This is a genomic window from Shewanella sp. 10N.286.54.B9, assembly GCF_041468565.1.
Classification (GTDB): domain Bacteria; phylum Pseudomonadota; class Gammaproteobacteria; order Enterobacterales; family Shewanellaceae; genus Shewanella.
In genome coordinates this window covers 61,313-73,694 of record NZ_JBFRIY010000012.1, presented here as the reverse complement: position 1 = coordinate 73,694, position 12,382 = coordinate 61,313, and the positions used below count along the sequence as shown (strand labels likewise).

12 protein-coding genes and 2 tRNA genes are annotated in these 12,382 nt (G+C 43.8%); 13 read left to right on the top strand and 1 reads right to left on the bottom strand.

Annotation, left to right across the window (positions count from 1 at the left end; translation table 11 throughout):
* The first annotated feature begins 136 nt into the window (after positions 1-136).
* From greA to secF, 4 genes are all read left to right on the top strand, one after another.
* Positions 137-613 (top strand): transcription elongation factor GreA, encoded by a 477-nt coding sequence (gene greA, locus AB4135_RS03830; protein WP_371990451.1) that lies wholly within the window; start codon positions 137-139, stop codon positions 611-613.
* A gap of 151 nt (positions 614-764) precedes the next feature.
* Entirely contained in the window at positions 765-1,337 is a 573-nt protein-coding gene (locus AB4135_RS03825) for a hypothetical protein (RefSeq protein ID WP_371990449.1), read from the top strand.
* 308 nt (positions 1,338-1,645) lie between these two features.
* The gene (gene secD, locus AB4135_RS03820) at positions 1,646-3,460 is read left to right on the top strand and encodes a protein translocase subunit SecD (RefSeq protein WP_371990447.1); all 1,815 of its coding nucleotides are present in this window, start codon (positions 1,646-1,648) and stop codon (positions 3,458-3,460) included.
* 1 nt (position 3,461) lies between these two features.
* The gene (gene secF, locus AB4135_RS03815; RefSeq protein ID WP_371990445.1) at positions 3,462-4,361 is read left to right on the top strand and encodes a protein translocase subunit SecF; all 900 of its coding nucleotides are present in this window, start codon (positions 3,462-3,464) and stop codon (positions 4,359-4,361) included.
* Between the two features lie 356 nt (positions 4,362-4,717).
* Here secF and yhbY read toward each other — a convergent pair whose 3' ends face one another.
* A complete protein-coding gene (yhbY, locus tag AB4135_RS03810) occupies positions 4,718-5,017 on the bottom strand; it encodes a ribosome assembly RNA-binding protein YhbY (RefSeq protein ID WP_020911381.1) in 300 nt (99 codons plus the stop codon).
* Positions 5,018-5,108: 91 nt separating this feature from the next.
* On the opposite strand from yhbY, the gene rlmE reads away from it, so the two are divergent.
* The 9 genes from rlmE (at position 5,109) to rimP (ending at position 12,372) form a co-directional block, all read left to right on the top strand.
* Positions 5,109-5,738, top strand: a complete 630-nt coding sequence (gene rlmE / locus AB4135_RS03805; RefSeq protein ID WP_020911382.1) for a 23S rRNA (uridine(2552)-2'-O)-methyltransferase RlmE — start codon at positions 5,109-5,111, stop codon at positions 5,736-5,738.
* A 70-nt stretch (positions 5,739-5,808) separates the two neighbouring features.
* Positions 5,809-7,752 (top strand): ATP-dependent zinc metalloprotease FtsH, encoded by a 1,944-nt coding sequence (gene ftsH, locus AB4135_RS03800; protein ID WP_371990442.1) that lies wholly within the window; start codon positions 5,809-5,811, stop codon positions 7,750-7,752.
* A gap of 112 nt (positions 7,753-7,864) precedes the next feature.
* The gene (gene folP / locus AB4135_RS03795) at positions 7,865-8,653 is read left to right on the top strand and encodes a dihydropteroate synthase (RefSeq protein ID WP_371990477.1); all 789 of its coding nucleotides are present in this window, start codon (positions 7,865-7,867) and stop codon (positions 8,651-8,653) included.
* 82 nt (positions 8,654-8,735) lie between these two features.
* On the top strand, positions 8,736-10,073 hold the full coding sequence (glmM, locus tag AB4135_RS03790; RefSeq protein WP_371990440.1) for a phosphoglucosamine mutase: 1,338 nt from the start codon (positions 8,736-8,738) through the stop codon (positions 10,071-10,073).
* 184 nt (positions 10,074-10,257) lie between these two features.
* A complete protein-coding gene (tpiA, locus tag AB4135_RS03785) occupies positions 10,258-11,040 on the top strand; it encodes a triose-phosphate isomerase (protein WP_020911386.1) in 783 nt (260 codons plus the stop codon).
* Positions 11,041-11,042: 2 nt separating this feature from the next.
* Positions 11,043-11,378, top strand: coding sequence for a preprotein translocase subunit SecG (gene secG, locus AB4135_RS03780; protein ID WP_371990438.1), 336 nt, complete (start codon positions 11,043-11,045; stop codon positions 11,376-11,378).
* Positions 11,379-11,488: 110 nt separating this feature from the next.
* A tRNA-Leu gene (locus AB4135_RS03775) sits at positions 11,489-11,575 on the top strand.
* A 105-nt stretch (positions 11,576-11,680) separates the two neighbouring features.
* Positions 11,681-11,757, top strand: a tRNA-Met gene (locus AB4135_RS03770).
* Between the two features lie 159 nt (positions 11,758-11,916).
* The gene (gene rimP, locus AB4135_RS03765) at positions 11,917-12,372 is read left to right on the top strand and encodes a ribosome maturation factor RimP (protein ID WP_044555691.1); all 456 of its coding nucleotides are present in this window, start codon (positions 11,917-11,919) and stop codon (positions 12,370-12,372) included.
* The last annotated feature ends 10 nt before the right edge of the window (positions 12,373-12,382 follow it).

The following is a 12,382-nucleotide window of genomic DNA, read 5'->3' as shown; positions in this document are numbered from 1 at the left end:
AAGCTCTATCCATTCCATAGAGTGCATGTTTTGCGCTTAGCGTTTACAATAACGCAATTCCACCAGATTTTTATCCCGTTGGCATGCAAACCGTCAGCGAGGACTGCTTTTGTTTTAAAGGAGACGAAAGAAGCTTATGAGTAAGGTTCCAATGACGATTATCGGCGCTGAACAGCTACGTAAAGAATTAGATATTTTGAAGTTCGAACGTCGCCCTAAAATTGCAGAAGCGATTGGCGAAGCCCGCGAGCTTGGCGATTTGAAAGAAAATGCTGAATACCATGCTGCTCGTGAAGAGCAGGGGCTATGTGAAGCTAGAGTTCGTGATATTGAGGGCAAACTGTCACATGCTCAAATCATTGATGTGACGACAATGCCAAATACTGGACGCGTCATTTTTGGAACCACTGTGACAATCTTAAACATTGATACCGATGAAGAAGTGACTTATCGCATTGTTGGTGAAGATGAAGCTAATGTGAAAGAAAACTTATTGTCTGTAAGCTCGCCCATTGCCCGTGGTTTAGTGGGCAAAAGCGTTGATGACGAAATCTCTATTACCACACCTGGTGGCACCAATGATTTCGAAATCATTAAAGTAGAATACATCTAACCTTAAGCTTTGATGTTTAAATGAAGGCCGCTAGTATAGCGGCTTTATATTTTTGATTGTAATCTGGTTCACAAGCTTAGTTATCAATACTTGGCGTTATCGCGATAGTGTGTTTACATAAGCTTAAACTAATTTAGTTATAGGGTGTTTTGTGCGATTGTTTGGGATGGTCGGAACCATATTGTTGCTTATTTGGGGGCTTTTACTGTCACCTATGTCAGCAAGTGCGTCTGCCGAAAACCTAAACCTACATAACTCTCAACCTTCAAGCCAATCTTCAAACCAAGCCAACGCTGGAACTTTTGTTGCCGATGTTACCTTTGTTGAACCATCGCAATTTTCTGTTCAGGACTGGGTTATTAAAGACTCCTTGAGTCTGACTTTATTGGACCCTTCTGAAAAAGCAACTGTAAAAGAGCGTACACAAACTGGTTTACAAGCGAGTGAACTCGAGCACACATTTCCACCACACTCGGAATATGCACCGCTTGTATCTCAACGTTTTATGAGTTTTGCGCAACATGAGAGATTGCATAGTCGACCAGACTATCAACTCGCGTTCGAATTCGTTTCACCGGTGATTCCATCGTTAACTGTCGGTTATCGAATGGATTCCACTCCTGCTGTTGATTGGCAATTACACATCGATGGCTCATCTTCTAGGCTTTCCGCATGGAAAGAGTCCAATCTTTTATATCGTTTATCCCATAGTCGCTCCGCTTAGCTAACAAGCAATAAGCCTTTTCAGGCTTCTCTATCAAGAACAGTTCATCTTTGATGTCAGAAACCGTAGTTTCAGATATTAGCTCGTACTTGTACTTTCAAGCTTATGTATTGAATCAAGTGCCTTTGAATCTGTTGTGATGCTTTACTGTTTTTATACATGACTCGATTGAGTCATTAATGGCGAAGCGTTGCTCTTGATAGTTGTTACTGCAATATCCCTTTATTGAACTCAATGTATTAAAAACATTCTGAGTGGGTGCTGCAGTTCTTTTTCGCGTTTTTAGTGAATACAAAGAGCAAAACAGTATGAGTAAACAAAATAAAGCAACAATTCTAAACCATTACAGTGCATGGAAGTATGTGCTGTTAGTGGTCACTATCACCATTATGTTTTTCAGTGCACTACCAACATTTTATGGTGAAGATTCCGCTATCCAAGTGGGCAAGAATGCCGGTCTTGAGGTAGAACCGTTGGCGCTGCAGCAACGCTTAATATCTTCAGGTATTGACGTAAAAAGGATTGACCAGTCACACGGAGAAACTCTAGTTGTGCTTGCAGAGAACTCTCAGCAAGCAAAGCTGAAGTCGTTACTTGCAAAGCAGGTACAAGACCCATCTGAATTGACGCTTATGTTAGCGCCTTCCGCACCTAATTGGATGCTGTCCTTGGGGTTTTCACCGATAAAGTTAGGCTTAGATCTTCGTGGTGGCGTACAGTTCTTATTGGATGTTGAAATAGAACCTGTTTATCAGCTGCACTACAACACTTTTGTGGAGTCTGTTCGTCAATTTGTAAGGGATGAGTCTCTAGCTGGTGTCACAGTACAACAGCAAGCTGGCGATAGAGTACAAATTACGACTGCGGACTCAAGCCATCGACAAGCTCTGCGGACGTTCATCAGTCAAAAATATCCGAACTGGCAATTGAGTAATAACGGTGCGAACTCGCTGAGCGTTGTGCTTTCTGCCGCTGAAAAAAATAATATTCAAGATCTCACTGTGAAACAAAACCTACAGATTATGCGCAGCCGCATTGAGCAGCTGGGGATTACTGAAGCTGTGGTTCAGCGTCAAGGAGATCACCGCATCCGCATTGAATTACCAGGTGTACAAGATCCCGCCGAAGCAAAGTCGGTGATTGGTGCGACAGCGAGTCTCGCATTCTATCAGGTGATGCAGTCAAACTCAGTTAACTCAAAAACACTCAACGATGAGCAAGGGCAACCAGTCTCTGTTGCAAGGCGCGCAGTGTTAGGTGGGGAGCATATTGTTGATGCGAGAGCTCAACTCGGTGAAATGGGCTTGCCTGAGGTGGTGATTCACCTCGATCGTGATGGTGGCAGAAAGATGTCTGATTTCTCTCGCGCCAATATCGGCAAGCCAATGGCGACATCGTACAGCGAATATAGCCGAGACGAGCAAGGTAAAATTAACCAGACGACTGAAGTGATAAGCGTGGCAACGATTCGCTCGCAATTAGGAGACCGTTTTAGTATTACAGGCGCTGGCGATTATGCTAGCGCACAGCAGTTGGCACTTTTATTAAGAGCGGGTTCGATGACAGCTCCAGTGACAATTGTCGAGGAGCGTACGATAGGGCCAAGTTTAGGTGAGGAAAACATAACCAATGGCTTTGCTGCCTTGGCTTTAGGTATGGCGTTCACATTACTGTTTATGGGGCTTTGGTATCGCCGCTTAGGCTGGATAGCTAATGTGGCGCTTCTATCAAATATGGTGCTGTTATTTGGCCTGCTGGCATTAATCCCAGGAGCGGTTTTAACCTTACCTGGAATTGCTGGCCTGGTACTAACTGTGGGGATGGCAGTTGATACAAACGTACTCATCTTTGAAAGGATTAAAGACAAACTACGTGAGGGAAGGAGCTTTGCACACGCGATTGACCGAGGTTTTGATAGCGCATTCTCGACCATTATCGATGCCAATATTACCACTATGATAACCGCAGTTGTGTTGTATTCGATTGGTAACGGTCCGATCCAAGGCTTTGCCTTGACCTTAGGACTTGGCCTGCTAACCAGTATGTTTACCGGTATTTTTGCTTCTAGAGCATTAGTTAACTGGGTATATGGACGTGACTTTAGACGTGATGTGAAGGTGTAATATGAAATTATCTAACATAAGTAAATTAACCAAAGCCCGTTACCTTTCGAGTGTGTTGTCATTGATCATTATGATCTCCTCTATAGGCATTATCTTTAGCAACGGCTTTAATTGGGGCTTAGATTTCACTGGCGGAGTGGTCACCGAAGTTAAAGTTGATGCAAATATTCAAGCGTCGCAGATTAGCCAGCTTTTGGCTGCACATTCAGAACAAGAGGTGAGTGTTATCTCTGCCGGAGAGCCTGGACGTTGGGTGCTGAGGTACAGCCAAGTAGATGCTGAATCTAGCACTAATATTGCCAGTGTTTTTGCGCCACTAACAGAAAATGTTGAAGTACTTAACTCAAGTATTGTGGGGCCACAAATCGGCCAAGAGCTAGCAGAGCAGGGCGGTTTAGCGTTGCTAGTGGCTATGCTGTGTATATTGGTATATTTGAGCTTTCGCTTTGAATGGCGACTGGCGAGTGGTGCACTATTAGCCTTGTTTCATGATGTTGTATTTGTATTAGCTGTTTTCTCTTTGACGCAAATGGAGTTTAACTTAACGATTTTGGCGGCAGTATTGGCCATTTTAGGTTATTCGCTCAATGACTCGATAGTGATTGCCGATAGAATTAGAGAAGTGTTAATTGCCAAACCTAAGATGGCAATTGATGAAATCTGTAGCAGTGCGGTAAAAGCAACCTTTTCTCGAACCATGGTGACCAGTGGTACAACTCTGATTACTGTCGCTGCGTTGTGGTTTATGGGAGGGACGCCACTGGAGGGGTTCTCTATAGCGATGTTCTTAGGCATTTTGATTGGTACTCTATCTTCGATTTCAATAGGAACCTGCTTGCCCGAATTTTTGAACGTAAAAGCTGAGCACTATGAAGTAAAACCAATAAGTGATACGCCATAGTTTTATACCCGTTCTACTTGAAGATACAGGATTCAGTGGGAATTTAATGGGCTTTAATCAAGGCATTGATTGCGATTAATGGTCGTTCCCTTAGTAACATCAATAACACAGAGTAAAGTCCATTAAAACCCATCGCAGAAGGCTTTGTGCCAGCCCACTTCGTTGTTGCACTCACTTAAAAGGGAATAACCATTTCTACGTCAATGCGCCTAGAATTGAACTGGCACAATGCCTCTGAAACGAGCATCTTCAGGTAGTACGGGTATAGACAATAAAAAAGAGCCGCTGAATAATCAGCGGCTCTTTTTATCTATCTTGCTAAAACTTCTTTGGTGGATAAAAGAGGCTTTTGCTAACTACTTTGCCTTAGGCACAGCAATTTTCATTTCTTCAGACTGACGAAACAGTACTAAGACGTGACCAATAAGCTGTACTTGAACAGCTTGAGTTTCACGTACGATGGCGTCGACGATTGCATTTTTAAGCTCTCTGTCACCAGAGGCTATTTTCACTTTAATCAATTCATGATGAGAGAGTGCACTATCAATTTCAGCCAGTACACCTTCAGTCAGGCCGTTGCCACCAAGCATCACTACAGGCTTTAAACTGTGCGCTAAACCCTTTAAGTGCTGTTTTTGTTTGGTTGTTAAGTTCATTTATACCAACTTTATGCTGAGTTACTGTTGAAAAGCCGCTATTCTACCCTTATATATGCTTTGTGTAACTCTCAATTGTTGCGGATTTTAAATGTCAGGTAAAAAACGAACAGCTAGTTCATCTCGCTGGATGCAAGAACATTTCGATGATCACTATGTCAAACTGGCGCAAAAGCGCGGTTTTAGGTCAAGAGCGGCCTTTAAGATAGAAGAGATCCAAGAGAAAGATAAACTCATTCGTCCGGGGATGACGGTTGTTGATTTAGGCGCCGCACCAGGAGGATGGTCGCAAGTGGCTGTTAAACTTGCCGGAGACAAAGGTAAAGTTATCGCATGTGATATTTTACCTATGGATCCGATTGTCGGCGTGGATTTTTTACAAGGGGATTTTCGCGAGGAAAAAGTACTTGATGCGCTACTGACCCGAGTCGGTGATGCTAAAGTGGATGTTGTGTTATCTGATATGGCACCAAACATGAGTGGTACAGGTGGGGTAGACCAACCTCGCGCTATGTATTTGGTAGAACTTGCATTAGACATGTGTCATCAAGTTTTGGCACCTAATGGCTGTTTTGCTGTTAAGGTCTTTCAGGGGGAGGGCTTTGACGAATACATGAAAGCAGTAAAAGAAGCATTTAAAACGGTTAAAACACGTAAGCCAGATTCTTCGCGACCACGATCGCGTGAAGTCTATCTTGTGGCGACTGGGTACAAGTTATAGTAATCTATCGTAAGTACTCTAACATTAGTTTTCGAAAGACTTTAAAAAGAGGTCGAGTAATTTGAGTGACATGGCTAAAAATTTAATTCTCTGGGTTGTCATCGCTGTTGTGTTGATGTCAGTTTTTCAGGGCTATTCCCCCTCTTCTTCAAATAAGCAGAAGATGGATTATTCTACGTTTTTGGATGACGTAAAAGCTGGACAGGTTAGTACTGTTGAAGTGAAAAGCGATCAACGTACCATTGAAGGGACTAAGCGTACTGGTGAGAAGTTTGTCACCATTATGCCGATGCCGGATCTAGATCTAATCAATGATCTTGACCGTAAAGGCATCATGATGAAAGGCCAAGAAGCGGAAGAGTCGGGTTTCTTGACCCAAATTTTTATCTCTTGGTTCCCAATGCTACTGCTTATAGGTGTGTGGATATTCTTCATGCGTCAAATGCAAGGCGGTGGTGGCAAAGGCGCTATGTCATTTGGTAAGAGTAAAGCCAAACTGATGAGTGAAGACCAAATTAAAACGACTTTTGCTGATGTCGCGGGTTGTGATGAAGCGAAAGAGGACGTTAAAGAGCTGGTTGATTACCTAAAAGAGCCAACACGTTTCCAAAAGTTGGGCGGTCGAATTCCTACTGGTGTTTTGTTAGTAGGTCCTCCAGGTACAGGTAAGACGCTAATTGCTAAGGCCATTGCCGGTGAAGCGAAAGTGCCTTTCTTTACTATTTCAGGTTCTGACTTTGTTGAAATGTTTGTTGGTGTTGGTGCATCTCGTGTACGTGACATGTTCGAACAAGCTAAAAAGTCTGCTCCTTGTATTATCTTTATTGACGAAATCGATGCGGTAGGTCGCCAGCGTGGCGCCGGTGTTGGTGGCGGTCATGATGAACGTGAGCAAACATTGAACCAAATGCTGGTTGAAATGGATGGCTTTGAAGGTAACGAAGGTGTGATTGTTATCGCAGCGACTAACCGTCCTGACGTACTTGATGCTGCTCTATTGCGTCCAGGCCGTTTTGACCGTCAAGTTGTTGTTGGTTTGCCTGATGTTCGTGGTCGTGAACAAATTCTTAAAGTACATATGCGCAAAGTACCTTTGGCTGATGGTGTTAAAGCTAGTGTGATTGCCCGTGGTACTCCTGGTTTCTCAGGTGCGGACTTGGCTAACCTTGTCAATGAAGCGGCGCTATTTGCTGCTCGTAACAGCCGTCGTGTTGTTGGCATGGAAGAGTTTGAAAGCGCAAAAGATAAGATCATGATGGGTGCTGAGCGCCGCACTATGGTGATGTCTGAAGAAGAGAAAGAGATGACGGCATACCACGAAGCGGGTCACGCTATCGTTGGTTGCTTAGTTCCTGAGCACGATCCTGTGCATAAGGTGACTATCATCCCACGTGGTCGTGCACTGGGTGTAACGTTCTTCCTTCCTGAAGCGGATGCCATTAGCCAAAGTAGACGTAAACTTGAAAGCCAGATTTCTGTTGCATATGGTGGTCGTCTAGCTGAAGAGATTATCTACGGAACTGAAAAAGTATCGACTGGTGCATCGCAAGATATTAAGTATGCAACTTCTATTGCCCGTAACATGGTCACGCAGTGGGGCTTCTCTGAGAAGCTAGGCCCAGTACTTTACGCTGAAGATGAAAATGAAGTCTTCTTAGGTCGTAGTATGGGTAAGTCGCAGCATATGTCTGATGATACGGCACGGATCATTGATGCTGAAGTTAAGATGTTGATTGACTCTAACTACGACAGAGCCCAAAAGTATCTGACTGAAAATATGGATATTCTTCATGCAATGAAAGATGCACTGATGAAGTATGAAACCATTGATTCAAATCAAATTGAAGATTTGATGCAGCGTCGTGAAGTGCGTATGCCTGCAGAGTGGGAAAAAGACCAGCAGTCAGATGATAATGACAGCAACGGTGCTTCTTCGGTAAAAAAAGAAGAGACTAAAGACACTGAAGAAAATAAAACTGACGTAAGTGATGCGGACGAGTCACCTGCTAAGTAATCTTTAGAATGTTTAAGAAAGCCCCACTTCGGGGCTTTCTTGTTTATGGAGCTTTATTTTGTCGATATTAACTTGTAGGGAAAAATCGTTAGATTTATCTACTGCCGTTATTATGGGGATCCTCAATGCAACCCCTGACTCTTTTTCTGATGGTGGCGAATTCTCAACTTTTGCAACTGCCTGTCGTCAAGCTGATAGCATGGTCGCGCACGGGGCAACTTTTATTGATATTGGTGGAGAGTCTACAAGACCGGGCGCTAAGGATGTCAGTGAAAAGGAGGAACTTGCACGAGTGATTCCACTGATTGAATATGTTTCAAAAAAGCACGATGTTTGGATATCAATCGATACCAGTAAAGCAGAAGTCATGAGAGCGGCTGTGGCAGCCGGTGCACACCTCATCAATGATGTTAGAGCTCTACAAGAACCAGGTGCATTAACCGCCGCTAGTGAGCTCAATGTGCCCGTATGCCTTATGCATATGCAGGGGCAACCTCGTACGATGCAGCAAGCACCAATCTATGCTGACGTTGTTGAAGATATAGCGGCATTTTTTAAGCAGCGTATCGAACAATGTGTTCAAGTAGGTATCAAGCGTAGCAACATAGTGTTAGATCCTGGGTTTGGATTTGGTAAGTCATTAGCGCATAATTATGAACTGTTACAGCGTTTCGCAGAGTTTAAAACCTTTGGATTGCCACTTTTAGCAGGAATGTCTAGAAAAAGCATGTTTGGTCAGCTACTTAATCGTGATGTAGCACAAAGATTAAGTGCGTCTCTTGCTGGTAATATGTTAGCCCTGCAGGCGGGAGCCGATATAGTGCGCGTACATGATGTACAGGAAACAGCCGATATGATGGCAGTGCTTAGCGCAACTAAAAATTACAAGGATTTAAGTTAGACACTTGTTCAGCTTAAATGAAGTATTAATTGGTAGAATATGTGCATTCGTTTCTACCCACAGTTATTAGTTTGGAGTTTTCGTGAAGCAAAGACAATTTTTTGGTACCGACGGTATTCGTGGCAAGGTCGGTGCAGGCAAGATGACACCTGAACTTGCTCTTAAACTTGGCTGGGCTGCTGGTCGAGTATTATCACGAGCGGGTACCCATAAAGTTATTATAGGCAAAGACACACGCATTTCAGGTTACCTGTTTGAATCAGCTTTAGAAGCTGGTTTGTCTGCAGCGGGCCTTGATGTCATGCTCATTGGCCCAATGCCAACACCAGCGGTCGCATACTTGACTCGCACATTCCGTGCAGAAGCCGGGATTGTGATCAGTGCTTCTCATAACCCTTATTACGATAACGGTATTAAGTTCTTTTATACCGATGGTAGTAAGTTAGAAGATGCGGTAGAGCTTGAAATCGAAGCTGAATTAGAGAAACCTTTGACTTGCGTGGAATCTCACTTATTAGGCAAAGTTGGTCGTATCGATGATGCTGCTGGCCGCTATATTGAATATTGTAAAAGTCATTTCCCAGCAGAACAGACGTTAAGTGGCTTAAAAATAGTTGTCGACTGTGCTCACGGCGCGACCTACCACATTGCACCGAGCGTATTTAAAGAGCTTGGCGCCGAAGTTATCGCGATTGGTGATAAACCAAATGGCCTGAACATCAACGATAAAGTTGGTGCAACGTCAATGGCTAAAATTTGTGAAACTGTGTTGGAAGAAAATGCCGACTTGGGTATCGCACTTGACGGTGATGGCGATCGGATCATGATGGTGAACCGTCATGGTCGAGTCATTGATGGCGATGAGATCCTCTACATTCTTGCCTGTGATGCGCAAAAACGTGGCGTACTGCAAGGCGGAGTAGTTGGAACATTGATGTCTAACCTAGGTTTAGACTTAGCGCTGCAAGCGCTTGATATTCCGTTTGTCCGCTCTAAAGTGGGCGACCGTTATGTGATGGAGCTTTTAAAAGAGCATGACTGGAAGATTGGCGGCGAAAACTCAGGCCACATTCTGAACCTTGATCATGGTACAACCGGTGATGGTATTGTTGCGGGTATACTCGTTCTGGCGGCAATGTGTCGTCAAGATGCTAGCCTTGAGGAACTCACAGCTGGCATAACCATGTTGCCTCAAGTCTTGGTTAATGTTCGTTTTGAAGGCGCTGATGACCCGTTGTCATCAGAGGTGGTACTTGCAGCAAAAGCTGAAGTTGAACAGAAACTTGGCGCTAGAGGACGTGTATTGCTGCGTAAATCTGGAACAGAACCCTTACTTAGGGTGATGGTTGAGGGCGACGATCGAGCTGACGTGACTCAATTCGCAAACGACATTGCAGATGCAGTTCGTAATCTAGTGTAGACTGCTATTCGGTTAGAGCATATAGCTGTTTATCATGCTGTAAAAGTACGCACTTTAAGCATATATGGCCTTGGTCGGGTAAAAAGTATGCGTTCTAACCGAGTTTATTAAAAATTACGCCTTTAGGTATTGTAAGTTAACAAGTGGTTCGCTATTATTCACGCCGCTTTCAGAGGAGACAGTGATGGCACTAAGACGTCCCATGGTCGCTGGTAATTGGAAAATGAATGGCAGTGCGCAACTCGCGCAAGAGCTTTTCAAAAAATTCGCTACCAAGCTCCAAAATGATTCAGCGGAAGTAGTTTTGTGTCCGCCTTCTATATATTTAGAAAGTGTTAGACAGCTGCTAGATGAAAACAAAGAAGCCTTAAACGGTTGTCTTGTCAGGATGGGTACACAGAATGTCAGCCAACATGACTTCGGTGCTTATACTGGTGAAATATCTGGGCAGATGTTAAAAGATTCAGGATGTCGGTATGTTATTATCGGCCATTCAGAACGTCGCCGTATGTACGGAGAGACGAGTGACATCGTAGCAGAGAAATTTGCTGCAGCTCAAAAACATGGTTTGACGCCAATACTATGTGTTGGAGAGTCTGGTCCAGCTCGTGAAGCAAGACGTACTTTTGAAGTTATTGCTGAAGAGTTAGATGTAGTCATTGAAAAAAATGGCACCATGGCTTTTGACAACGCAATTATCGCTTACGAGCCATTATGGGCTGTAGGGACAGGTAAGAGCGCTACGCCAGAGCAGGCACAGGAAGTTCATGCGTTTATTCGCAAACGCCTCTCTGAAGTATCTCCATTTATCGGAGAAAATATCAGGATTTTGTACGGTGGTAGCGTAACACCGAGTAACGCAGCAGATTTATTTGCGCAGCCTGATGTAGACGGTGGCTTGATTGGCGGTGTTAGCCTGAATGCTACTGAATTTCTCAGTCTATGTACGATAGCGATGAGCGCATAAATATGTATGAAGTTCTAATGGTTATATACTTGTTGGTAGCGATTGGCCTAGTAGGCATGATCCTTATCCAGCAAGGTAAAGGTGCAGATATGGGGGCCTCTTTTGGCGCCGGTGCATCTGGTACTCTGTTCGGTTCATCAGGTTCTGGTAACTTCCTGACTCGTTCAACAGCAATTTTAGCAATAGCGTTTTTTGCGTTAAGTCTTACCATTGGTAACTTAAGTGCAAACCACACTAAATCTGAAGATGCATGGAACGATTTAGGTAGCGATGCAGCTCAAGCTGTTGAGCAAGTTCAGCAGGGCGCTGAAAAGTCAGAAGATAAAATCCCTGACTAATCCATAGTAACTTATGGAGACTATTAATCAGATAGATTAATAGAGATTGTTAAAATGACTATTAACCTCTAAACGTAGTCATTATTAAAAGCAATCAACGTAGAAATTATGCGGATGTGGTGGAATTGGTAGACACGCCAGCTTGAGGGGCTGGTGAGCGAAAGCTCGTGGGGGTTCAAGTCCCCCCATCCGCACCAAATCTTTGATTTTGTTTAATGACCAAGTCAAAGGTAATAAAGTCGCCACTTAGGCGCTTTATTATTGCAAGTAGAGGTGATTCTCAATATACTTGCACAAGTTGTCGCGGGGTGGAGCAGTTTGGTAGCTCGTCGGGCTCATAACCCGAAGGTCGTCGGTTCAAATCCGGCCCCCGCAACCAGCTTCCCAGTAAAGGATTTAGATCCTATACTGTTACAGGTTCTGGATATATCAACCTCGTCATTACGGGGTTTTTTGTTATCTGGGACTTACAAAACTGTCATGAAAATGACTTTTTACTGGGGCTATTAGGCCCTTTTTTGTTTTTCTGGGGGTAACCTTGGCTACATTAGAACGCAAACTGGTAGAGATGCTCAAAGCACCAGTTGAAGCATTAGGCCACGAGCTTTGGGGTTTGGAATATATTCAAGCAGGTAAGCACTCTATCTTGCGTCTATATATAGACAACGAAAAAGGAATTTTTATTGAGGACTGTGCAGAGACCAGTCGTCAAGTAAGTGCTGTTATGGATGTTGAAGACCCAATCTCAACAGAGTACACACTCGAAGTTTCTTCACCTGGTGTAGATAGACCACTGTTCACCGCTGAGCAGTACCAACTTTACATCGGTGAGACTGTAAAAGTACAAGTGACGATGCCTGTTGCAGGTAGTCGTAATTTAAAAGGTACCGTTATTGGCATTGAGGGGCAAATGCTCACTCTGTCGGTAGACGGCAACGAACTGATAATTGCTTTGGATAATATCCGCAAAGGCAATTTAATCGCTAAGTTTTGATGAATTCAAG